The sequence below is a fragment of the Paenibacillus sp. TCA20 genome (assembly GCF_000732325.1).
GTDB lineage: Bacteria > Bacillota > Bacilli > Paenibacillales > Paenibacillaceae > Paenibacillus > Paenibacillus urinalis.
The window spans coordinates 105,355-127,554 of record NZ_BBIW01000014.1 but is presented as its reverse complement, the minus strand read 5'-3'; the positions used below and the strand labels follow the sequence as shown (position 1 = coordinate 127,554).

Below are 22,200 nucleotides of genomic sequence, written 5' to 3'. Positions count from 1 at the left end.
TTTGATTCCACGAAACTGTGCAAGCAATATAAAAAGCAGGCCCGGATAATTACCCCAAGCCTGCTGTCTAACCATTTATATAGATACAGCACTTATTTTACATTATTATTCATAAAGCTGGTAAGCGCACGAAGGAATTCATCCGGCTGCTCAACCATACTCATATGACCAGCATCTGTGATAAGCGACTGCGTTACTCTCGGGCTGTCTGAAGTAAAGGTCCGATCCGGCGGCACAACGGCATCCTGTTCTCCCGCTATTAACAGCACGGGAACACTCGCTTCATCCAGCACATGCCGCAGGTCAGGACGTTCCTTCATGGCGATGGCCGTATTGGATGCTCCCTGAGGAGAAGTCCGATAACCAATCTCCCGGACTCGATCTATCTTGGATACCATCGTCGTCTGGTGCTCTGCTGCAAACAGATTAGGAACCAAAGCATCCACAAAGGGTTGAATCCCTTCCGTTTGAATAGTGGACACTGCTCTGAGACGCTTTTCTTTGGCCTCGTCACTGTCTGGATAAGCCGTTGAATGGATTAAGCCAAAGGCATTAAGCCGATCAGGATATCTGTCTGCAATAGATAGTGTGAGGTATCCTCCTAAGGAATGGCCGAAAACACTAGCTTGCTGAATACCCAAATGATTGAGCAGCTCCACGATATCATCTGCCATATCGCTAATACTGCAGCTGTTGTTAGGCGTCCCCGATTCCCCATGACCTCTGAGATCCGGTACGATACAGCGATATTGCTTCACTAATTGAGGCAATACCTCTTCAAAGTAGTCAGAGCTTCCGCAATAACCATGCAGCAATACCACCGGTTGTCCTTCTCCATGATCTCTATAAGCGATAACATGATTTCCTAATTGTACTTTTTCCATTACATTCGCCCTCTTTCTGTTAGCATGGATCATGAAATCCAGTATTACATACATTAAGCAATTCAGACTCTGCTGAACCAGTTTGCAATTGAAATCCCTCATGAGCAGCCAACGCAAGCTCACGCGCCATATTCATTACCCGATGTAGAGAAGTCATCTGAAGCAGCGTATACGGCTTGGGGCCATTCACGTTAACAATACCGGCAATGCTGTAATGACCGACAGCAGGCAGGTCTCCTTTTACCGATTCAGCAGGTACCAGTGAACGCTCCCGGCAGAGGTAATCACCAACGTCAACTGCAGAGCCCAGGCAAGCATCAATCGCAATGACTACATGGTCAGCGGGAATTGTGCGGATCATTTGCTTTAATGTTGCAGCATCACAGGGGTTCGGCAGCGTACCCATCACGTGCTGAAATCCGTACTCTACTAAATAGCTTCCGGTAAGCGGACCCAATGCATCACCTGTGGAACGATCTGTTCCGATACATACAAAGGTTAATTTATCTATAGAATGGTGCGCTGCAATCTGTTTGAAGAATGAAGCAAGAGCTCCTTTTCCACTTCTTTTGTGACCAGAGGCTGTTGTCCTGGATGTTGTCGATGTGAATTTGGACAAGGGTTCACGAACCTCCTCTTTATCTCTTTATCTTTCTATCCTGATGCTTACATGATACAATACGAACAAACTTTAATGAAGTCGAAAGGAATGGACGGAACATGGATTTAACCCAAAAAAATCAGCAGAACATCGAGTTTATGATTGATGCCATCAAGTCTAAACTAAGAATGGCGAGTGCCTCTGCGCTCCAGTCATCCGCGTTCACAGTAGCTCAGTACGACGATATCCTGGATATTTACGAAATCGTTAATTCCAAAAGCAATCTCAGTATTTCCGAAGTAGAGGCGCTCGTATCCGAACTCGGCCGTCTCCGCGCATAACGAACAGCCCCTTCCTGCCTAATGGCAGAATAGGGGCAGTTTTTTTATTGGTCTTTGAATGATGGTTCTAATCCAGATGAATTCTCATGTTGAAGAACAAACACAGGCTGTGCGGTACCCACAACGGTTCCGGCATCATTACGAATGTCCTGTGAGAATTGTTTCCTTAATGCGTTCAAGGTTGCCTGATTACGATAACCGATTTGCTCAAGTATCGATGCGGTGATCAGTCCCCACTCCTCTTCGGAGCCATCGAGAACCTTGAAGCTGATCCCCAGCCGCTCCTCCCGGAGAGCAAAACAAAACACGCCTTGAAATCCGCCCTTGGCAACGATATTCGAATCCTGAAGCAGAACCGTATCTACTCTGCCTGTTCCTCCCACCATTTCTGGTGCTGTATTCATCGCTGCAGTAATAAGCTGCGCAGCCTGCCGGGTAGATTCATCTGCAATCAAATCCGGACAAGCCAGTTTAAGAAAGGCTCTCGCCATTCCTGAAATAGGCAGCGCATAGACCGGAAATCCGCAGCCATCGGTTCCTGGAGACAGCTCCTCCTGTGATACCTCTGTAAGTTGTGAAATCACTTCTTTGATTTCCTGCTGCACAGGATGAAGCGGATCGGCATAAGTACTAGCGTCAGCCCCCTTCAGCTTCGTATAGGCAAGTACCCCCATATGTTTACCTGAGCAGTTATGAAGAATTCTTCGTTTATGCCCTTCCTTCTTGATATACTCCGTTCTGCTCTCTTCATGGAGCGGATAACTCGGAGCACAGACCAGCCCTGTCTCATCTACTCCGATCTTATTTTTCATCTGCATCAATACACGCTGGTGAAAATCCTCCGAGCGATGGGAGGAGACCATCAGGGCAATTTCCTCGGAAGTGAAGCCATATTTCTCTTGTATACCAGCCCTAATGCCCGGTATGGCTTGAAGTGGTTTGGCCGCAGAGCGGGTAAAGGTCTTAAAATGGGGGTCACCTGCGAAATAGACAACTTTTCCTTTTTCATTCACTATTGATATATGACCGCGGTGTGCGCTTTCCATTACACCACCCCGGAATTCGGTTAATAATAATGCATCTAACATGTTTTTCTCTCCTTCTCAAGGAACTTGCTAGCCGCTTGGTTTGTACCAAAACGAACACCATAGTACAGTATAGTACAAAGAAACCATTTTGACAGAGATAATGGATAGACTAGAAGAAAATTAGCTGAATACATACGATCTACCTCTATCCCACATAAATCTGCAAAATCCACAACCAATTCAATCAAAGTCAGGAGTTACACATCAATGACGAATAACAGCAAAAAAAATTCTACTGGACAACTATTGGACTAGCTGGCAGCCTGACCTTTGTTCTCATCATCGTACTCTTATTTATGCTAGTTGGAGTCGATCAGGTTCAAGCGATTGATGAAAATATCCAGTTTTACCTTTTTCCTCATGCTGACAGCTGGTACTATTCCTTACTGCCGATTATTAAAGGAATTACCGAGTTTGGTTCTTTTAATATCACTGCCATTGTTGCACTTGTATTTGTGAGCTATTATGGGATCTTTCGTAAACTTTATGTAAACGCATATATCGTAGCGGTCAGCTTCATTAGCATGTGGAGCATTAATTATGTGCTCAAAATTCTTCTTAGACGAGAACGACCTGAGCTTGAACAGCTGATGGCCGCCCACGGATACAGCTTTCCAAGCGGTCATTCTATGATTGCTGCCGGGTTCTATGGCGTTATCTTCGTCCTGCTCGTGCAGACAATCAAAAATAGAGGTGGGTCTGGATCTCTTCTTGCCCTCTTTGGCGCTTTATTTGTTCTATTGATCGGGTACAGCCGTATTTATCTCGGCGTTCATTATCCAACGGATGTTGTGACAGGTCTCTTGTGCGGAGCCATATGGACCTTCTGCATGCATCGCCTGCTTCAGGAAGCTTCTCCATAAAAGTCAGTGCATATCGCCTCCTCCTGCATCCTTTGTTTCAACCTCACTGCCGATAGTTTATATACGAAGTAAGCAAGGCACTATAGCAGCATAGGAGGCGATTGTTATGTGGGGGATCATCATTAGTATCGTGATGGCGATAATCATTGGACTCATTGGTGATGCTCTCGTTGGCCATAACATGCCGGGCGGAATTCTAGGTTCAATGATTGCGGGATTTGTCGGCGCATGGATTGGTTCGCTGCTGTTTGGTGACTTCGGTCCGATCATCGCTGATTTTGCCGTTGTCCCCGCCATAATCGGTACAGCCATATTTGTCTTTATCTTAGGACTTATTGGTAAACTGTTTAGAAGAGCAGCTTAACGGGTTATTAGTAAAAAAGAGTTAATCATTACAATTGAAGGAGTGATCAATCATGACTCATAATGCGACAGATTATACTAAAAACATGACGGACTACAGAAACGAAGAGACAGGCAGTAGTAATAACTTCGCTAAAGGCTTGTTCATCGGTGGACTTCTTGGCGCAGCAGCAGCCTTGTTGTTTGCACCTAAGCCAGGCCGTGACTTAAGAGGTGATCTATCCGATAAAATGGTTGTTGTCTCCGACAAAACCAAAGAAGTAGCAGGTGTGGTAGGAAGCAAAGCATCGGAAATTGCTAAAACCGTATCTGGTAAAACTAGTGAGTTGGCTAAAACTGTGGGCGATAATACGACTTCCGTCGTAGCAAGCATCAAGCAGGCGAAGGATGATGTGGCTAGCGAAGCTAAGAAAGCATCCGAGGAAGTTGCGGCAACGACAGCCAAAGCTGCCAATGAAGCAGAACATGAGCTGAACTCGACCACATCCTCCAATAACAATAGCAGTACATCCCAAGGTAGTTACTCAACCCCATCAGCTTCATCAACTACGACAACCAAACTGCCTTAAGCATTGAAGTTGCTTTCGTAATAGCCAGCTGCTTGCAGCTGGCTATTTTTATAGATCATTCGAGTAATATAATTTCTTACAGAAGTGGAGGCGTTTCTGATGAGTTCTGTCGAGCTGAAAACCAATCGGAATATCAACTCCGAGCGCAATACTAACAAAGAAGAGGTTAACGAACACCCATTTGAACTCCGGCATGAGGTGAAGAATTTGAACCAAAGGCTGGAGGGAATTATACAAGCAATGGAGAGCGCGGAATTCAAAGATATTCTTGAGAATTATACCAGCCCCAAAAAGCGGATACTGGCCAATCTGACTGCAGGTATTGCCAGAGGTCTAGGAATGTCCGTTGGTACGGTTCTTGTCCTAGCGATCCTCGGTTGGGTTCTCAGTCTGATTGTGGATATGAATCTTCCTGTCATCGGTCAATATATTGCCGAGCTGCAAGGGTATATCGATGCTTCTAAATAAGTTCTCCATTAAATGGAGAACGTAAGAAAGCCTGACTTTAGCTCACGCAGCTAATCTCAGGCTTTCTTATCATGTTATTTTGCATAAGCCCGTCAGCTCGGGTTCTTCGTGTTTGAAGGCTTCTCACCACGAGGCTTGATCTTTAGAATATCTCCTGTCCAGCCCTTCATAAACATCCAGATGTACATGCCTGCCATGCTTATCAATATCGCTGCAGTGACAACCGTAAATCCCCATGGTGTCTTAATCCAAGGCAGATTCTCGAAGTTCATTCCCCATATGGCCCCCACAGCTGTCGCCGGAGTAAAGACCGCTGTAACAATCGTCAGCGTCTTCATTATATCGTTGCCGCGAATGGAAGAAGCGGCGTTATCGATTGAGATTAAAGTATCAATCTCATCCTCATAATGACGGAACAAGCTGTCCATACGTTTCATCCGGTAAGTCAGCTGTTTATAGGTTGTTCGCTCCTCGATCGAGAGGAAATGAAAAGCCTCATTGGAGGCATGCAGCAGCTCTTGGAACGAGATAAATTGATTGCTCCAAAATAAAAGCTCAAAGCGGGCAGATAGTATTTTATCCATCAGCGTTCGAGCATTTCTCTTCTCCATACTCTCCTCCAGGCTGCGTAAATTGATTTCGAATTTGTCCAGACCTATATGAAAGTAATGCAGGAGCGCCCTAGCGACAATAAACATACCCGATACCGCATCTTCAGCCTCCTCAAACATCCGCTTTCGCTCGTCTGCAAGCAAGGCCTCTCGGGTATGCTTATCAATATTTACGGTAATGAGATGACTCGGATCTACATAAAAATAAAATTGATGGCTTTGCTGCTCGTCGTCCAGGTTCTTTTTAATAGAATAGAGCAATGACCCAAACAATACATTCTTCCCGCCAATAGTACGGACAGATATATAATTCGTCTGGATTTCAGGCAGCTTGGTGAGCCGTTCTGCAGTAGAAGGTATTTCTTCCTTCAGCCTATTCAGCTCTTCACAATCAAATTCGGATACCTCATAATCCTGCCAGACCCACTCCTCATACAGCCTTACTTCCTGTAAGTTCAGCTGATCCATCTCTATGCCTCCTTATTCCAATCTCTCTTATCCATAAACACAGGGTTAGATCCACAAAGAGGCATGCCCGCATTCCGTAAGAAATGCGGGCATGCCTCTTTAGAATTTATCCTATGATGATGAGGATTGCGTCATAATTTGTTTTAATTTTTCCGTTGCCCGTTTCTGAATCCGGGAGACACTCATTTGGGAGACGCCCAGCTTCTGAGCTATGGCCCGCTGGGATTGACCATCTTGGAATGCAAGCAGCAGCACCTTCTGCTCCTGCTCCTTCAATTGTCCCAGCGCCTGCTGAAGATCCATTCGTTTCTCTACCGCATCATAATCATTAGCCTCTGAGCTGATAAGTTCACCAAGCGTTGCCGTACTCTCGTCTTGAGACAACGGTGAATCAAGTGATACATAATGATAGGACTCACGTCCTGCCAATACCTCAACGGTCTCTTCCACCGTTAGATCCAGGTATTCCGCAATTTCTTGAACATCCGGTGATCGTTCAAGCTTAATCGTCAGATCATCAATCGCATGCTGCACCAGCGCACCTTTTTCTTTGATCCTGCGGGGAACTTGTATGTACCAAGACTTATCCCTCAGATAATTTTTCATATGACCAATCATGCTCTTCATCGCATAAGGCTCGAAAGGGATGCCCAGATTAATATCATACTGACTGAGCAGCCTCACGAGAGCCATTTGACCTGTCTGGTACAGGTCTTCGTATAAATCTGGTCTATTTCGAGAAATCTTGCCTGCGGCCATCTTGACCATAGGCTCGTATTTCTTAATCAGAACGGTAGCAATTTCATTATCTTTGGTCTGTTGATATTCCCAAATCAAACCCACTGCTTCGTCCATCGACTCTTGGGGAGTCAAACGATCGGTCATACCCTTTCCTCACTCTTAGTGAGGCGTTTGATCAAGACGACTTCTGTTCCTTTGCCCTCTTCTGTGACGACATTGACATCATCCATCAGAGCCTGCATCAGATAGAATCCCAGTCCACCGATTTGAACCTCATCTAGATCTTTGTCATGCAGTGCAGCGATGCCGTCTCTTTGTTCTACACGCTCAAAGCTCTCCCCTTCATCTTTGACCGTAATAGACAATTCCTCGTCATCAAATTCAAAAAACACATCCACAACGCCATTCTCTTCTCCATAGGCATAGAGCACTGAATTATTGCATGCTTCCGAAACCGCAACCTTCATGTCCTCAATGTCCTCATATGAGAAACCCATCTTTGACGCAATTCCATACAGATTCAATCTGACAATATCAACAAAGTCTGCCGTAGCTGGCAGCTTAAGTGTTACTCTCTGTGCTTCTGCTTTCATTCTTTCTTCGATCCTTTCCTATTGGGAATTCTCCTGAGGGACAAAGAATTTGGTGATGCCTGTCATGTCAAATAGCTTTTGTATATTTCCAGGAACCTCTTCCACCATGAATGAGGCATCTTTCGCATGTCTTGCTTTTAGAATAGACAACAAAATTCCAATCCCCGTACTATCAATGTATTTCAGATCTTTCAGATTCACAATCAGGTCTTGATCCGTATTTGCCACTAGGGGCTCCATCGTATTTCTAAAGTCCGGAGCAACGGAGAGGTCCAGCTCTCCGCTCAAATAAACTGTACAAGTGTTATTATTGACTTCTGTCTCTGCTTTAAACTTGTCATTTTTATTTGTATTCATTAGACATCTCTCTCCCAAAAATTATTTCTATATTGATTAACCACCTATTTATCTAGTGAAACAAATCTGCACTTGGAAAATATTTCAGAATTGAAATTGATTCAAGTAAAAAGAAGCTTATACTCCATTTCCTACCCTTTGGATTTGAGCCAGTTTCTGTTTTACACTACCCATTTTGACAGGCTTACTAATATAATCATCCATCCCTGCTGCCAGACAGCGCTGCTGAACTCCATCCATCACATTAGCCGTCATGGCAACAATCGTCGGATAATGGACTCCATTTAGCTCTTTACGAATGCGGCGAGTACTTTCCAATCCATCCATTACAGGCATCTGCAGATCCATAAATATCAGATCATACTTATACTTCAGCATCATATCTAATGCCTGCTGACCGTCTTCAGCAATATCTGAGGACAAGCCCAGCTTGCCCAGCATACTTACCATCAACTTTTGATTAATCGGATGATCATCAACGACCAGCACGTTTGCAGAAGATTCCTTCTCTGTATGACTACGTGCTTGCAGCTCGTTGCATTCTTCCTCTTTGCCGTGATGATCATAAGGAGCCATTTCCACGGTGAATACGAAGGATGCTCCCCGTTCCTCGGTTGTATCAATGTAAATATGACCATTCATCATCTCAACCAGGTTTTTGCATATAGCTAGACCTAATCCGGTTCCTCCGTATTTTCGAGTCATAGAGGAATCCAACTGAGAGAATGGCTGGAACAAATGGTGAACCTTCTCCTCCGGAATTCCAATACCCGTGTCCTTCACCGTGAACTCCAGCGTATAGACCCCATTCTCAACCTGTTTAAGCGAAGAGATGATATACACTCCACCCTGTTCTGTGAACTTCACTGCATTACTGATCAAATTAATCAGCACTTGGCGAAGTCTGGTCATATCTCCGTAGAGGACAGAAGGTATCTTCTCATCGACAAAGTAAACGAGCTCCAAATTTTTCTTAGCAGCATCAACCTGGAACAAGTTCAACACTTCCTGAATACAGCTGGACAAGTCAAATGGCTGCCGTTCCAGCTCCATTTTGCCAGACTCCATTTTGGTAAAGTCCAAAATATCGTTGATGATGCTTACCAAGGCATCCGCACTGCTTCTAATTATTTGGGTATACTCCTGCTGTTCTTCTGCAAGATCGGTCTCCATCAGGAGATCAATCATACCGATAACCCCATTCATCGGCGTTCGAATCTCATGACTCATAATAGCCAAAAACTCTGTCTTCGCATGTGCAGCAATCTCAGCAGCCTCTTTCGCTTCAACCAATTCCTTATTGATCCGCTCCAGCTCCATCGTCTTTTGCTGCAGCAGCATGGATTGGGTCTTGAGCTGCTTGTTCGACAGATACATCTCTACAAATCCTTCAATCTTGGACTTTAGAATCTGTGGAATGAACGGTTTGACCATATAATCGATCGCACCCGCTGAATATCCGGCGAATAGATGCTCTGCCTCTTTGCTGTTAGCAGATATAAAAATAATTGGAATATCTTTGGTTTTATCTCTGGCTTTAATCAATTTTGCGGTCTCTATTCCGTCAAGCCCAGGCATCTGGACGTCGAGAACAATAACGGCAAATTCATGCTTAAGAAGACTCCTCAATGCTTCTTCCCCCGAAGTCGCCTTTACGAGAACATAATGCTCACTCTCAAGCACCGCTTCAAGCGCAAGCAAATTCTCAGGGCGGTCATCTACAAGCAGAATATGAATCGGTTCTTGAGCCCCCATGACCATAACAACCTAACCCCCCGCGTTTATTTCACCTTGCGATATATTTTTTCAGCCCGGTCCATCGACTCGTAATCATCACTATAGCCTGAGAAATGAATGGATTCCTTCGCCCCTAATACCAAAATTCCAAAGTGGCTCAGGCTCTCATGAAACAGGCCATGAACATGATTGCGCAGCTCATCGTTAAAGTAGATCATGACATTTCTACAGAATATAACGTTGAATTCGTTAAAAGAACGATCCGTAGCCAAGTTATGCTCTGCAAAAATGATATTTCGTCTCAGAAAAGGATGGAACATGACCGAGTTGTAGCGTGCCGTGTAATATTCTGAAAAGACACCCGTACCGCCGGCCTCCAAATAATTTTTGGTGTACAGCTTCATTTTCTCAATGCCGTACACCCCTTCCTTCGCCTGCTGGAGAGAACGTTCATTCATATCTGTTGCATAAATACGGGATTTCTCATATAACCCCTCTTCATGCAGCAAAATAGCCATCGAATAGACTTCCTCTCCCGTCGAACAGCCGGCGTGCCATATCCGGATATAAGGATATGTCCTTAATACGGGAATTATTTTCTCGCGGAACGTCTTGAACAAACTGGGATCACGAAACATTTCAGTTACGGGGATAGACAAGCTTTGCACTAGACGTTTGAATGCTTCCCGGTTATGAAGTACCTGATGCTGCAGCTCCGATATCGATTTCAAACGCTCCGCATTCACATGATGAAGAATTCTCCGTGTCAGTGAAGGGAGTGCATAATTACGGAAGTCATACCCATAAAAACGGTGTATTCCTTCCATTAACAATTCAATTTCAATTTGCTCGCGTTCCTTAATCATCGGCTTGTCGTCCGCCGAATCCTCTGTGTGTGTTTGATCCCAGGATGTCATTACCTTCCCACTTCCTTACTAAAATTCGATCAAATTGGGTGTATTCTAACATACTTACCCACGAATACAGATTATGAATACAGCCAAACTCTCATTAGAGATAATAATTGATCGGTTTGAATCGGTTTTTTCACATAATCTGAAGCTCCTGCTTCTATACATTTGCTGCGATCATCCTTCATCGCTTTGGCGGTAAGGGCAATAATCGGCAGCTTATCAAATTCAGGCATTTCTCTAATTCTTCTCATTGCCTCGTAACCATCCATCTCCGGCATCATCATGTCCATCAACACCAGATCATATCCGTGATCACGTTCGAGAATTTCAATTGCTTCTCTGCCATTCTCGGCAAATGTGACTTCCATACGATACCCTTCAAGAACGCTAGATAGAGCAAATACATTCCGGATATCATCATCGACGAGCAATATTCGTTTACCTTCAAATAAAGTTTCCTTGTTGTACAGATTTTGTAGAATCTGTCTCTTATCTTCAGGAAGATTAGCTTCTACCCGGTGCAGGAACAAGGTTGTCTCATCCAGTAAACGTTCCGGTGATTTGACGTCCTTGATAATGATGGACTCCGCATACTTGCGCAGCTCCATTTCCTCCTTACTGTCGAGCTCCTTGCCTGTATATATGATAATTGGAAGATCATTCAGACTCGCATTATCCCTTACTTGATCAAGCAGCTCAAATCCCGTCATATCGGTGAGCATCAAGTCAAGAACCATACAGTCATACTTCACATTTCTTAATTCATCCAGCGCTTCCCTGCCTGTAGACACCGCAGTTATTGCAACATCATCATGATCTATAAGCTCTATAATGGCATTTCTCTGAACAGCATCATCTTCTACAATGAGAAGCCGCTTCAATGATTTATCAATATAGGATTCAATATGTGAAAAAGCATTATCCAGCGATTCTCGAGTAGACGGCTTCTTCAGATAAGCGATAGCCCCCATCATCAAGCCTTGCTTAATGTCATCAATAACCGAAATCACATGTACCGGGATATGACGAGTCGACAAGTTCGCCTTGAGTTCGTTAAGCACAGCCCATCCATCCATCACCGGAAGCTGAATATCAAGAATAATCGCATCAGGGACATATTGCTTCGCTGTATCCAGTCCTACATCTCCCTGCAGAGCAACTAACGCTTTAAATCCGCGGGCACGCGTCATGTCCATCAGTATATTCGCAAATTTGGGATCATCCTCAATGATCAGCATCACCCGATCGCCTTCTTTAATCGTATCCCGATCATCCTTGATGTTATTGATCACTGTCGCGGAGGATGCGATCTGCGCTTTGGCCTCACTCTGTACAGCACTCAGTACCGATCTTCCTTGCGGCAGGTAACGGCCTCTGGACTCTTGTGCAGCTGCGGCTTCGCCCTGTTCAACCGAAAGCTCCCGCTGCTCTCCCAGCTTAGCATCTGTAAGCAGAGGGAGATACAGAGTAAATGTGCTGCCCTTGCCCTCCGTAGACTCCAGCATAATCTCCCCGCCAAGCAGACGAGCCAGCTCACGGCTGATGGAGAGTCCAAGCCCGGTTCCTCCGTATTTGCGGCTGGTCGTTCCATCCACCTGCTGGAAGGCTTCAAAGATCAGATCTTTTTTGTCAGGAGCAATGCCAATGCCTGTATCATTCACTGAAATAGCCAGGAAAGGTACATCCATATCAATATAATGAGGCAGCTCTGAATCGTCCGCTTGTCTCATGCTGACCGTAATTGAGCCCTCTGAAGTAAATTTGAATGCATTGGATAAGAGGTTCCGCAGCACCTGCTTCACCCGATGCCCATCCGATATGAAGCTCTCTGGCAGCTCATCCTTGACTTCAAATGCCAGCTTCAAATCCTTGCTAAGTGCAACCGGCGCAAAATTCTGCTGAACGAAGTTGCGCAGATCCTGCAGGCTGACTTTTTCATGATTAATATCCATCTTTCCAGACTCGACTTTGGACAGGTCCAGAATTTCATCGATCATTTTCAAGAGGTCAGCACCGGACATATAGATGGTTTGTGCATATTCCTTCTGTTTATCCGACAGATTACCTTCTTTGTTCTCCGTAAGAAGCTGCGATAGAATAAGCAAGCTGTTCAGCGGAGTCCGAAGCTCATGAGACATGTTCGCCAAGAACTCGGATTTATATTTCGAAGTGATCGAGAGCTGCATGGCTTGCTGCTCCAGCTGCCGCTTCGTCTCCTCAATCTGTTCATTCTTCTCTTCCACCTGCTGTACCTGCTCTTCGAGAGCTCTCGTCTTCGCAAGTAATTCGGTGTTGAAATGCTCCAGCTCTTCCTGCTGGCGTTGAAGCAGTTCTTCAGAACGCTTGAGTTCCTCAGCCTGTTCGCCCAGGTTCTCATTCGAACGACGAAGCTCCTCCTGTTGGGTCTGCAATTCTTCAGATTGTACCTGAAGTTCCTCTGTAAGTGTCTGAGACTCACGAAGCAGCTCTTCAACACGCATACGTCTATTAATATTATTAATAATAATACCCATATTATTAATAAGCTGCTCAAACAACGCTTTTTGCAGACTCGAGAACGATTCGAAGGATGCGATTTCTACTACACCTAATACTTCATCTTCAAATAGTACGGGCTGGATCAGAATGTTGGCCGGTTTCGCAGAGCCAAGGCTAGATCCAATGGACAAATACCCATCAGGCGCTTCGGTAAGCTCAACCACTTTTTTATCCAGCGCACTCTGACCGATTAACCCTTCTCCAATCTTAAAGGTTCGGCTGCATTCTGTATTGCTGTCATCAAAAGCGTACGCTCCATAGCGTCTGAGCTCTTCAGGGTGCTTGTTCTCATCATGAAGATATACAGCCCCATATTTCGCCGTAAGAATAGGCGCAAATTCACTAATGAACAGCTGTGCCACTTCATGGGTTGAATTAATACCCCGCAGCATCTCCGTAATTCGGGCCATATTGGCATTCAACCAGCTCTGATCCTCTTGTGCTCTTAGGTAATCCTGTTCAATCTGCTGTTTCTCTTCTAAATCTTTGGCTATGTCTTTAAACACATGCGCAATCTGTCCAATTTCGTCCTTGGACTTGACCTGAATCCGTTTGATCGTCCGGAATCTTCCCTTGCCGAAGCTTTGGATCATCATCGAAACTGTATTCAGACCCTTCGTTATGCTTGGAATCACCCATAAGATAACCCCCAAGGCGACCAGCAATCCGGTTACCAGCAGCACAGTGAGCCACTGGACAGAGCGGTTCATCTCGTTATTCGCTTCCTGGATCTGATCATCAATTAGTAGATCCTGATAATTATTGAGTTCTGTCAGTACATCTAATACCCCTTGCTGGGCAGCCGTTCCCGTGTTTGTCCGAAGGTTGGTAGCCGCTGCATATTCGCCTGATTCCAGCAGGGCCAGAAGACGATCCGTGTAGCTCGTATATTCTCTTAAATTGACGACAACCTGGTCAACCAAGCGGCGTTCTTCAGCCTCAGTCGCTCGCTCGGTAACCTCTTCAAGCTGTGTCGCAGCATTTGACTTAAGATCCTCGATCCGTTGACTGAGCGTTTCTGCTGAATTTGTATTCGGATTCGTTATGGCTGTCGCAATCTGGGTGGCTATATTATTTACATCTGCACGCACTCCAGAAGTATATCGGGTCTTCATATAACGGTCATTGTACAGTTCATCAATTTCCGTTCGCATCGAGCTGGTGGTGTTATAACTGACAATGGTTAGTACAAGCAATATTGCCATTAATGCACTGAAGCCTATAAGCAGTCGAGTGCGTATCTTCATACTGTCATTCTCCTTTTAGTGTAATCCATACTAAGCAAATATCATCTTCATGTTCCTTCGGAATGCTGTCATCCAGAAAGATCCGGCGCATTTCCGTCTCATCCCAAGTATGATTTCTAGATAAATTCTGCGTTAGATAAGCGAATTGCTCCTCTGTCTCACCTTCGAATACTTCCAGAAGCCCGTCTGTAAACATCGCAATATGGCTGTCACCCTTGTAATATATCGTTTCTGTCTTCGCATCCATTTGCTCGAATAGTCCTACCGGATGTGTAACCACATCAAGTGTGTGTACGGTTCCGTCATCCTCGAACAGCAGGGCAGGCGGATGGCCTGCATTTACGTAATCAATACGCTTTTCATTCGTGTCCACCACAAGATAAATGGCTGTAAAATAATATTGCACCAGTTGTTCCTCGAGGTACAGCTGATTAAATCTACGATTCAGCTCTTGGACAACCCGGTCAGGCTGAACGTAGGTAGTAACCGCATCCTTTAATACCGATGCGATAAACATGCAAAATAAAGAAGAAGAAATGCCGTGCCCCATCATATCAAGCAGGATCACACCGTATCTTCCTTTGCCAAGCGGATACCAGGCGTATAAATCCCCAGCCAGTTCTGCAGAAGGCTGATACAAGGCATGAACATGAAAATGATCATCCTCTATAGCCGGACTTAACACCGCATTTTGTACCAGACCCGCAAGTTTGAGCTCATCTTGAATGCGCTTATCTCTTTCTTTTCTCCAATCCTTCTCCTGCTTCAATCGAAGGGCGAGACGAATACGAGCCATCAGCTCGACCTTATTAATAGGTTTGGTCACATAGTCCATTGCACCGACATCAAGCGCTTCTGCCAACTTCTTGGAATCTCCTACAGCGGTGACCATAATAATAGGAATATCTTTGAGGTGCGGGTACTTCTGCACAACACCGCAAGCCTCAATCCCATCCATCTCCGGCATCATCATATCCAGCAGAATAAGGTCTATATCAGAGGCCTCAGGCTCATTTGCATTCCCATCCACATCTGCACCCAGCTTAATGCCAAGCACATCAAACATATCAAAAGCGGAGCTTGCCGTAATAATATCTCGATAATTTTCTTTCTTTAAGATTTCACGAATAATAATGACATTGGTAGGATTATCATCAACAATTAATATTCTCATAGCTCTCTCCTTCTGTCAGAAGCCAAATGCGCTATTCGTACTGCAAATTCCACTAACAATGATTATACACTGATTTGTAACCTAGAGCAGTCCCAATAAAAGTCAAATGCCTTACACCCTTGGTTTGCATCCCTTTTATTATAAAATAACGCACACATCTAAGGTTGTCATTTAAAGCTTCTTCACCCATTTTTCATAGATTTCTCTATTGAACGCACAGAAGGAATGGGACTTTTAGTCCCATTCCTTGGCTCTATAAATATGTTATTTCCATATGTTTAAACTTAAAAATATCATTCACCCCGTCTAGCAATAACGAGTACTTTTCCTTTATCCAGTTCTTTCTCATAATAATCAGCTTCCGCTTCGGTATAACCCATCGTTACAATCTTTGCACGAAGCTCGTCCCCTCGTGAGCGGAACAGGTTGGCTAGAGAATCAAACATCCCTTCCTCCTTAATTCCGATCTCTTTGGCATTAGCTTTATCTGCAATACGATCCGTTCGATCTTGGTCATGCGCCAAGACGAATATTTGATCTGTAGTATATCCAGCTTCACGAAGCTCTTTTACCGCCTCAACCGCTTGAATTCCATTCTCAACCACTTTAGCATAGCTCTTTGCATTGGTAGTACTCATGGTATCCACGCTCCTTTGAGATTTTCACATATTGAACATTAACCCTTATACTCTGAAATGAAACAAGTATTTAAATAAACTTGAATAAATTCCTAAAATGATTTATGAAATTGATTCCCTTATTAATTCATTCAAAATGAATATTCGTCAAAAAATTCCACATACTGCAATTTGCCGTTATCCGGATTCATATACACTTTCACAGCATGATGATCTCTAACATATACCTCTCCATCTTGCGCTACAAAATCAGGCTCTCCTAGAGTGGCTCTGATACTGCTTGGAGTCATCTCCATATATTCATTATTCACCTTTAAATAGCTGGCTTTGTTATCTACTTGAACATAGTTTACAACGCCATTATTTATACCAACCAGCATATCCTCGTAAATATATTCCTTGCTGCCAAGCAGTCGATTATGCTCAATACTTACGGGCTGCCCGTATTGATCAACGAGATCTTCAGCTGTGTCATATAAAGAGATGTCATTCACTGTATCAAAAGTAATCTTCTGGTCTGATCTTAAGGTAGTCCGATCTGCTGCAGGCTGTACTGCAGCAGATGCTACGGACTCCCCTTGCATTGCCACGGGTTGAACGGAAAGAGGAGCTGTTAAAGCAAGCATCAATACGAGCATACGTAACATTAGCCTCACCCTTTCTTCTTCTCCATGTTTCTAGTTGGCTTCTTATTTGCGGAATCTGCTCCATGTGTCTGCTGCAATATCTACATAATTCATCCACTTGCGTGAAGAATGGTTGTCATGATGTGCTAAAGTCGGTGTTGTCATGCCAGGTGCAGGCAGTGATTTCGTGTAGCTGGAATCAGCTGCTCTGCTTACTGATGTATCCACCGATCCTTCTTTTTTCTTCTGGAATTTGTTCATGAGCGTTGAGGATACTTGCTTCGCAGCAGCAGTAACCTCTGTTAAAATCTCTCCCAGGTTTTTGACCGATGTCACAACAGGATCAATCTGCTTCATCTTATGCTCAACGTCGGCTGTAATATCGTTGGCATGTCTAACGGTCTGCTTCACTTCATAACCCAGTTCGTCGATTGTACCTCGAACCTCCTGAAGCGTCTTGGATACATTATCAAGGGAGACCTGAACTGTCTTTAATGTTTTGATGAGGAAAACGACAAGCACGGCAAATGCTATCGCTATAATGAGAACACTTACTTCTATCATATTGGATGACCTCGCTTTCGCAATTTGTTTTGTTGTTTTGTTATTTCATAGTTACCCTGCCTCCCCTTTGTCGAAACAAACAGCAGAGAGGTAAAATTCTATTTATCCGCGTATTATTTGTAGGGAATTTTGAGACAATATCTTCTAGTCCCCCTTTTTGTTTCGTCTTAATTCTTCGGGGTTAATGACAACTACGAACGAGGTGACGACAAGCACTAAGCGAAACGCACCTCTGACAAAAACGGAAAGGATGATTACCATGTTGAAATGGTCACTAATTTTTCTCATTGTAGCGGTTGTAGCCGGTATCTTCGGATTCTTCGGTATTGTTGAAGCAGCTGCATCCATTGCCAAAGTATTGTTCTTCGTATTCCTGGTATTGTTCGTTATTTCTCTCTTCACAGGAAGAAGCCGATCGCGATAAAGCATCCATGGAAGCTTAGATGTAAAATGACACAATGCTGCTAGAATAGCATCAGACGATCGACATAAAAAAACCTTACGGTGACAGAAGTGTAGGATGGTTGGTTAGCTCCAACCTTATTACAACACTTTGTCAGGTAAGGTTTTTTTGTGCTACTTTCCCAAGAAAATTAGTCCAAAACCATCAGTTTAGAAACCGGGCACATGTACCTTGGATAAATAAAGAAATAATTGTTATAATTTGTGTTTCATATCCTTATTTGCTTGGTTATTGATAAAGCATGTAAGAACTACATAACAACACTAGGAGGATATCCAAATGAAAAAAATGATCAGTATTACCGCAGCACTTTTTGTAACAGCTTCCATGGCGGCAGCAGCCAGCGCACAAGAAGTTACCCCAACTACAGAAACAGAGTCCCCGACTCCTATTTCTGTAAGCGTTGATGGAACTTCCACAACAGACGGATCCGTGTCCGACGTTGTTTATGGAGAACCGATTGTAGAGCCTGGAGATGGAATCGATATCCCGCTTAAGCCACTGGAGATTACAAAAATCACTTACTTCTATGATGCTCCTAACGGCAAAGCAACAGGTGCTCTCAGCCCTCAATTCGTATCTGTTACCGGAAACGAAGTTATGAACCAAACTACAGGCGAAACTTGGGTAGAAATTTATACTTGGAAAGGTATTGCATGGGTCAATACAGGAATGTAACACAGTAAAATATAGATGAAATGATAAAAGGTGTCCCTCTTGTACAATCGATAACGAGAGGAACACCTTTTTTGTGTTTTTATTCGTCGCTATTCAGCTAGATCCGCGTTTCTTCCGGCTCCACATGCACATGCACATGCATTATATTGTGATGTCTCCGCATGTTCTCTTCAATCGTATCACTGATGTGATGCCCTTCGACAATACTTAGATCCCTTGCCACCTCAACAACGACATCGACCATGACATGACTGCCGTACAGCCTTGCTTTGACATCCTTGATGCCCTGTACCCCAGGCGTTTTGGCGACCGTAGTTCGCAAATCATGCAGCTGATCCTCATCAAAACCGTCGGTTAGACTATGTGTCGATTCTCTAAAGATATCCCAGGCTGTCTTACAAATGAGAAGACCTACAATAAATGCAGCAACGGTATCCATCCAAGGCAAACCGAACTGGGCTCCAATTATACCAATAGCAGCCCCCACACTGACGAATGCATCAGAGAGATTATCTTTGGCTGCAGCCATTAACGCCTGACTTCTGATCTGGCGGGCTAATTTGCGATTATACAAATATACTCCAATCATAACTACGGCGGCCACTCCTGCAACGAGAGCTGACCAAATATCAGGGATCTCCTTCGTTCCTTCAAAAAGTGAAGTTCCCGCATCAATGAGCACCTGAATCCCGACCATCGCCATAATAAATGAAGCCACCAGTGCTGCCACCGTTTCCGCCCGGAAATGGCCGTACGCATGATCTGAATCAGGCGGCTTCCGTGAAATCCTCAGCCCGATAAGGACGGCTATCGAAGCAACAATGTCTGTCAGATTATTAAAGCCGTCTGCTTTTAGAGCACTTGAATTAAAAGCAAAACCGCAAATAAGCTTAAAGGCTGACAGAACGAGATAGGCAGCGATGCTGATCCATGCCCCGCGCTCCCCTTTTTTTATATCATCATAAGCATTCAACCGAAACGACACTCCTTTTTTGAAGCACACAAATATATTTCATAGGCACGTGCAAGCTTGAACAATCGTTTTACCATGTTACCAAATGGGTACCGTGTGGGTCTATAGAAACAATGTTGCCGGGTCACATTGCTGTAGACAAGATGAAACAGTGTTGCTTGGCGGCATCGCTATGAGTCTAAACAAACTTTTTTGTATGGGGGAAAAACCGGTTGATATTCTAGATTATACTCTAATCTATTCTTGCCCTTGTTTGGAGATTTAAAAACGGATAAAATTAGGTTGAAATGTTAAGTATGTTTACTCTACATTTCAACCGGGTAGTGAAATGTTACGTATGTTTACTCTACATTTCAACCGGGTAGTGAAATGTTACGTATGTTTACTCTACATTTCAACCGGGTAGTGAAATGTTACGTATGTATACTCTACATTTCAACCGGGTAGTGAAATGTTACGTATGTATACCCTACATTTCAACCGGGTAGTGAAATGTTAAGTATGTATACTCTACATTTCAACCGGGTAGTGATTACGAAAGAGGAGGTATGTATCTCATGAGCGAAAATAACGAGCCTCGTAAAATTAGTCTGGCTGATGCAGTCAAGCAAAAGCTCGCCCAGAAAAAAGAGCAAAACAACGGGAATCGCGGCGGCGGCTTCCAAAATAATGGAACGAAGAAATTAGTCAGCCAAAACAACAAAAAGCCGAATAATCAGCGTCGTCGTACTGGCGGGTCTTAATATTGGTTATCCTCCAATTCCTAAACTGTTGGCGGCAAAACCTAAAAAGTCCGTATTCCGGATGAATTGGTAACAATTCAATCCATGGAATACGGACTTTTTTTATGATGTTAAGCTTCTACTGGATACATTTTAGCACGCAGCTGCTTCACTTCATCATTCTCAAGGTATTCATCATAGCTCATTTGACGATCAATCACACCTGTTGGCGTAATTTCAATAATACGGTTCGCGATGGTTTGAATGAACTGATGGTCATGGGATGTGAACAGAATCGTTGCATCCGTATCAATCAGACCATTGTTCAGTGCCGTGATGGATTCGAGATCCAAGTGGTTCGTAGGCTCATCCAGAATAAGCACATTCGCACCGTTCAGCATCATCTTGGCAAGCATACAGCGGACTTTTTCTCCACCTGACAGCACGCTTGCTTTCTTGAGTGCTTCTTCTCCAGAGAACAGCATACGTCCAAGGAATCCACGCAGGAAAGTTTCTTCTTGATCCTTGGAATACTGGCGCAGCCATTCAACCAGGTTCATATCGACACCTTCAAAATATTTGGAGTTGTCTTTCGGGAAGTACGCCTGCGAGGTCGTAACACCCCAAGTATATTCCCCGGAATCAGCTTCTGTTTCACCCATCAGCACTTCAAACAGGGTTGATTTCGGCAATCCGTTAGGTCCAACAAAGGCAATCTTATCACCCTTGTTCACCACGATGCTGAGATCGTTAAGGACTTGCTCGCCCTCAACAGATTTGCTCAGACGATCAATCGTCAGAAGCTGTTTACCTGCTTCACGCTCAGGCTTAAAGTTGATGAACGGATATTTCCGATTCGATGGACGAATATCGTCCAACTGAATTTTTTCAAGCTGCTTCTTACGGGAAGTCGCCTGTTTGGACTTGGATGCATTGGCAGAGAAGCGCTGAATGAACGCTTGAAGTTCTTTCATCTTCTCTTCTTTTTTCTTATTCGCATCACGCTGCAGGGCAAGCGCCAGCTGACTGGATTCATACCAGAAATCATAGTTACCTACATACAGCTGAATTTTGCCAAAATCAATATCTGCAATATGCGTACATACTTTGTTCAGGAAGTGACGGTCATGGGATACCACGATAACTGTACCTTCATAATCCATCAAGAAGTTCTCCAGCCATTGGATGGATTCCAGATCCAGATAGTTGGTAGGCTCATCGAGTAGCAAATTGTTCGGGTTTCCGAACAAAGCTTGCGCCAAGAGAACACGTACCTTCTCATTGCCGCTCAGTTCGGCCATTTTTTGCTCGTGCATGTCACGAGGAATGCCAAGACCAATCAGAAGCGCTGCTGCATCCGGTTCCGCGTCCCAGCCGTTCAGCTCCGCGAATTCGCCTTCGAGCTCACCTGCACGCAGACCATCCTCTTCGGTAAAGTCAGATTTGGTATAGAGCGCGTCTTTTTCCTTCATAATTTCATACAAACGAGTGTGGCCCATAATAACTGTCTCAAGTACCGGATACTCATCGTATTCATAATGGTTCTGTTTCAGAACGGCCATCCGCTCACCTGGTGTCATGTGCACTTCACCTTGGTTTGCTTCAATTTCACCGGACAAAATTTTCAAAAAAGTTGATTTCCCTGCTCCATTAGCCCCGATAAGGCCGTAGCAGTTCCCTGGGGTAAACTTGATGTTCACATCTTCAAATAATGGGCGTTTACCGTAGCGGAGCGTTATGCCGCTTGTACTGATCATTCAACATACCATCCTTTATATATAAATTAAATTGTTCATAATTGGCCTGCATCAGCATTTTGCATCCGTTCATTCCAAGCCTTGATACAAAATCCTCGCACAACTGTCTATGATGGACAGGGTGAAAGCCTTTTTCTACCCGTATGGCAACATATTATAGCATAAATAACGCGGAAATTCCCAATAAACAAAGAAAGAGCCGTCAAAATGATGAACCCGTTG

At 44.2% G+C, this 22,200-nt stretch carries 23 protein-coding genes and 1 pseudogene; 8 read left to right on the top strand and 16 right to left on the bottom strand.

The features are described from left to right. Positions 1-92 precede the first annotated feature (92 nt). Positions 93-884: an alpha/beta fold hydrolase gene (locus TCA2_RS22030; RefSeq protein ID WP_047913752.1), complete on the bottom strand. Its 792-nt coding sequence runs from the start codon at positions 882-884 to the stop codon at positions 93-95. Positions 885-903: 19 nt separating this feature from the next. Then, positions 904-1,503, bottom strand: a complete 600-nt coding sequence (gene yyaC / locus TCA2_RS22025; protein WP_047913751.1) for a spore protease YyaC — start codon at positions 1,501-1,503, stop codon at positions 904-906. Between the two features lie 101 nt (positions 1,504-1,604). Here yyaC and TCA2_RS22020 point away from each other — a divergent pair, with 101 nt between their 5' ends. Next, a complete protein-coding gene (locus TCA2_RS22020; protein ID WP_047913750.1) occupies positions 1,605-1,826 on the top strand; it encodes a DUF1128 domain-containing protein in 222 nt (73 codons plus the stop codon). Between the two features lie 44 nt (positions 1,827-1,870). Here TCA2_RS22020 and TCA2_RS22015 read toward each other — a convergent pair whose 3' ends face one another. Continuing rightward, positions 1,871-2,914, bottom strand: a complete 1,044-nt coding sequence (locus tag TCA2_RS22015) for an asparaginase (protein WP_047913749.1) — start codon at positions 2,912-2,914, stop codon at positions 1,871-1,873. Between the two features lie 296 nt (positions 2,915-3,210). Here TCA2_RS22015 and TCA2_RS22010 point away from each other — a divergent pair, with 296 nt between their 5' ends. The 4 genes and pseudogenes from TCA2_RS22010 to TCA2_RS21995 all read left to right on the top strand — a co-directional run bounded on the left by TCA2_RS22010 (position 3,211) and on the right by TCA2_RS21995 (position 5,177). Further along, a complete protein-coding gene (locus TCA2_RS22010; RefSeq protein WP_052512263.1) occupies positions 3,211-3,777 on the top strand; it encodes a phosphatase PAP2 family protein in 567 nt (188 codons plus the stop codon). 106 nt (positions 3,778-3,883) lie between these two features. Beyond that, positions 3,884-4,141, top strand: coding sequence for a GlsB/YeaQ/YmgE family stress response membrane protein (locus tag TCA2_RS22005; protein WP_047913748.1), 258 nt, complete (start codon positions 3,884-3,886; stop codon positions 4,139-4,141). A gap of 85 nt (positions 4,142-4,226) precedes the next feature. After that, a pseudogene (locus TCA2_RS22000) lies at positions 4,227-4,625 on the top strand (YtxH domain-containing protein); the annotation flags it as partial. Between the two features lie 183 nt (positions 4,626-4,808). Then, positions 4,809-5,177 carry a DUF5665 domain-containing protein gene (locus tag TCA2_RS21995; RefSeq protein ID WP_047913747.1) on the top strand — a complete coding sequence of 123 codons (369 nt, stop codon included), beginning with the start codon at positions 4,809-4,811 and terminating at the stop codon, positions 5,175-5,177. Positions 5,178-5,269: 92 nt separating this feature from the next. On the opposite strand, the gene TCA2_RS21990 is transcribed toward TCA2_RS21995, so the two are convergent. From TCA2_RS21990 to TCA2_RS21940, 11 genes are all read right to left on the bottom strand, one after another. After that, on the bottom strand, positions 5,270-6,256 hold the full coding sequence (locus TCA2_RS21990; protein WP_047913746.1) for a magnesium transporter CorA family protein: 987 nt from the start codon (positions 6,254-6,256) through the stop codon (positions 5,270-5,272). Positions 6,257-6,367: 111 nt separating this feature from the next. Next, positions 6,368-7,141, bottom strand: a complete 774-nt coding sequence (locus TCA2_RS21985; protein WP_047913745.1) for a sigma-70 family RNA polymerase sigma factor — start codon at positions 7,139-7,141, stop codon at positions 6,368-6,370. Continuing rightward, on the bottom strand, positions 7,138-7,590 hold the full coding sequence (gene rsbW / locus TCA2_RS21980) for an anti-sigma B factor RsbW (protein WP_047913744.1): 453 nt from the start codon (positions 7,588-7,590) through the stop codon (positions 7,138-7,140). The genes TCA2_RS21985 and rsbW overlap by 4 nt, the downstream gene beginning before the upstream one ends. An 18-nt stretch (positions 7,591-7,608) precedes the next feature. Then, positions 7,609-7,947 carry an STAS domain-containing protein gene (locus TCA2_RS21975; protein ID WP_047913743.1) on the bottom strand — a complete coding sequence of 113 codons (339 nt, stop codon included), beginning with the start codon at positions 7,945-7,947 and terminating at the stop codon, positions 7,609-7,611. 117 nt (positions 7,948-8,064) lie between these two features. Further along, positions 8,065-9,702 (bottom strand): response regulator, encoded by a 1,638-nt coding sequence (locus TCA2_RS21970; RefSeq protein WP_047913778.1) that lies wholly within the window; start codon positions 9,700-9,702, stop codon positions 8,065-8,067. A 26-nt stretch (positions 9,703-9,728) separates the two neighbouring features. Then, entirely contained in the window at positions 9,729-10,601 is an 873-nt protein-coding gene (locus TCA2_RS21965; RefSeq protein ID WP_047913742.1) for a protein-glutamate O-methyltransferase CheR, read from the bottom strand. Between the two features lie 71 nt (positions 10,602-10,672). Next, on the bottom strand, positions 10,673-14,383 hold the full coding sequence (locus tag TCA2_RS21960; RefSeq protein ID WP_047913741.1) for a response regulator: 3,711 nt from the start codon (positions 14,381-14,383) through the stop codon (positions 10,673-10,675). A gap of 4 nt (positions 14,384-14,387) precedes the next feature. Further along, positions 14,388-15,557 carry a PP2C family protein-serine/threonine phosphatase gene (locus TCA2_RS21955; protein ID WP_047913740.1) on the bottom strand — a complete coding sequence of 390 codons (1,170 nt, stop codon included), beginning with the start codon at positions 15,555-15,557 and terminating at the stop codon, positions 14,388-14,390. A 293-nt stretch (positions 15,558-15,850) separates the two neighbouring features. Next, positions 15,851-16,195 carry a general stress protein gene (locus TCA2_RS21950; RefSeq protein WP_047913739.1) on the bottom strand — a complete coding sequence of 115 codons (345 nt, stop codon included), beginning with the start codon at positions 16,193-16,195 and terminating at the stop codon, positions 15,851-15,853. Between the two features lie 131 nt (positions 16,196-16,326). Next, the gene (locus TCA2_RS21945; RefSeq protein ID WP_052512262.1) at positions 16,327-16,842 is read right to left on the bottom strand and encodes a hypothetical protein; all 516 of its coding nucleotides are present in this window, start codon (positions 16,840-16,842) and stop codon (positions 16,327-16,329) included. Positions 16,843-16,884: 42 nt separating this feature from the next. Further along, positions 16,885-17,385 carry a DUF948 domain-containing protein gene (locus TCA2_RS21940; protein ID WP_047913738.1) on the bottom strand — a complete coding sequence of 167 codons (501 nt, stop codon included), beginning with the start codon at positions 17,383-17,385 and terminating at the stop codon, positions 16,885-16,887. A gap of 259 nt (positions 17,386-17,644) precedes the next feature. On the opposite strand from TCA2_RS21940, the gene TCA2_RS26780 reads away from it, so the two are divergent. Together TCA2_RS26780 and TCA2_RS21930 are read left to right on the top strand one after the other, a co-directional pair. Continuing rightward, positions 17,645-17,809 (top strand): DUF1328 domain-containing protein, encoded by a 165-nt coding sequence (locus TCA2_RS26780; RefSeq protein ID WP_047913737.1) that lies wholly within the window; start codon positions 17,645-17,647, stop codon positions 17,807-17,809. A 318-nt stretch (positions 17,810-18,127) separates the two neighbouring features. Beyond that, positions 18,128-18,526 (top strand): hypothetical protein, encoded by a 399-nt coding sequence (locus TCA2_RS21930; protein WP_047913736.1) that lies wholly within the window; start codon positions 18,128-18,130, stop codon positions 18,524-18,526. Between the two features lie 97 nt (positions 18,527-18,623). Here the strand turns inward: TCA2_RS21930 and TCA2_RS21925 are convergent, their stop codons facing one another. Continuing rightward, positions 18,624-19,499 carry a cation diffusion facilitator family transporter gene (locus TCA2_RS21925; RefSeq protein WP_047913735.1) on the bottom strand — a complete coding sequence of 292 codons (876 nt, stop codon included), beginning with the start codon at positions 19,497-19,499 and terminating at the stop codon, positions 18,624-18,626. 557 nt (positions 19,500-20,056) lie between these two features. Here TCA2_RS21925 and TCA2_RS21920 point away from each other — a divergent pair. After that, positions 20,057-20,242 carry a hypothetical protein gene (locus tag TCA2_RS21920; RefSeq protein ID WP_047913734.1) on the top strand — a complete coding sequence of 62 codons (186 nt, stop codon included), beginning with the start codon at positions 20,057-20,059 and terminating at the stop codon, positions 20,240-20,242. 110 nt (positions 20,243-20,352) lie between these two features. On the opposite strand, the gene TCA2_RS21915 is transcribed toward TCA2_RS21920, so the two are convergent. Continuing rightward, a complete protein-coding gene (locus TCA2_RS21915) occupies positions 20,353-21,978 on the bottom strand; it encodes an ABC-F family ATP-binding cassette domain-containing protein (protein ID WP_047913733.1) in 1,626 nt (541 codons plus the stop codon). Positions 21,979-22,200 lie beyond the last annotated feature (222 nt).

Excerpts from the sequence above, each read along its gene's own strand:
- TCA2_RS21970 (WP_047913778.1), bottom strand. The coding sequence starts at position 9,702 with ATGGGGGCTCAAGAACCGATTCATATTCTGCTTGTAGATGACCGCCCT.
- TCA2_RS21985 (WP_047913745.1), bottom strand. The coding sequence starts at position 7,141 with ATGACCGATCGTTTGACTCCCCAAGAGTCGATGGACGAAGCAGTGGGT.
- TCA2_RS21950 (WP_047913739.1), bottom strand. The coding sequence starts at position 16,195 with ATGAGTACTACCAATGCAAAGAGCTATGCTAAAGTGGTTGAGAATGGA.
- TCA2_RS21940 (WP_047913738.1), bottom strand. The coding sequence starts at position 17,385 with ATGATAGAAGTAAGTGTTCTCATTATAGCGATAGCATTTGCCGTGCTT.
- TCA2_RS26780 (WP_047913737.1), top strand. The coding sequence starts at position 17,645 with ATGTTGAAATGGTCACTAATTTTTCTCATTGTAGCGGTTGTAGCCGGT.
- rsbW (WP_047913744.1), bottom strand. The coding sequence starts at position 7,590 with ATGAAAGCAGAAGCACAGAGAGTAACACTTAAGCTGCCAGCTACGGCA.
- TCA2_RS21975 (WP_047913743.1), bottom strand. The coding sequence starts at position 7,947 with ATGAATACAAATAAAAATGACAAGTTTAAAGCAGAGACAGAAGTCAAT.
- TCA2_RS22015 (WP_047913749.1), bottom strand. The coding sequence starts at position 2,914 with ATGTTAGATGCATTATTATTAACCGAATTCCGGGGTGGTGTAATGGAA.
- TCA2_RS22005 (WP_047913748.1), top strand. The coding sequence starts at position 3,884 with ATGTGGGGGATCATCATTAGTATCGTGATGGCGATAATCATTGGACTC.
- TCA2_RS22030 (WP_047913752.1), bottom strand. The coding sequence starts at position 884 with ATGGAAAAAGTACAATTAGGAAATCATGTTATCGCTTATAGAGATCAT.
- TCA2_RS21945 (WP_052512262.1), bottom strand. The coding sequence starts at position 16,842 with ATGTTACGTATGCTCGTATTGATGCTTGCTTTAACAGCTCCTCTTTCC.
- TCA2_RS21995 (WP_047913747.1), top strand. The coding sequence starts at position 4,809 with ATGAGTTCTGTCGAGCTGAAAACCAATCGGAATATCAACTCCGAGCGC.
- TCA2_RS21915 (WP_047913733.1), bottom strand. The coding sequence starts at position 21,978 with ATGATCAGTACAAGCGGCATAACGCTCCGCTACGGTAAACGCCCATTA.
- TCA2_RS22020 (WP_047913750.1), top strand. The coding sequence starts at position 1,605 with ATGGATTTAACCCAAAAAAATCAGCAGAACATCGAGTTTATGATTGAT.
- TCA2_RS21955 (WP_047913740.1), bottom strand. The coding sequence starts at position 15,557 with ATGAGAATATTAATTGTTGATGATAATCCTACCAATGTCATTATTATT.
- TCA2_RS21930 (WP_047913736.1), top strand. The coding sequence starts at position 18,128 with ATGAAAAAAATGATCAGTATTACCGCAGCACTTTTTGTAACAGCTTCC.
- TCA2_RS21965 (WP_047913742.1), bottom strand. The coding sequence starts at position 10,601 with ATGACATCCTGGGATCAAACACACACAGAGGATTCGGCGGACGACAAG.
- TCA2_RS21920 (WP_047913734.1), top strand. The coding sequence starts at position 20,057 with ATGAGCGAAAATAACGAGCCTCGTAAAATTAGTCTGGCTGATGCAGTC.
- TCA2_RS22010 (WP_052512263.1), top strand. The coding sequence starts at position 3,211 with ATGCTAGTTGGAGTCGATCAGGTTCAAGCGATTGATGAAAATATCCAG.
- TCA2_RS21960 (WP_047913741.1), bottom strand. The coding sequence starts at position 14,383 with ATGAAGATACGCACTCGACTGCTTATAGGCTTCAGTGCATTAATGGCA.
- TCA2_RS21990 (WP_047913746.1), bottom strand. The coding sequence starts at position 6,256 with ATGGATCAGCTGAACTTACAGGAAGTAAGGCTGTATGAGGAGTGGGTC.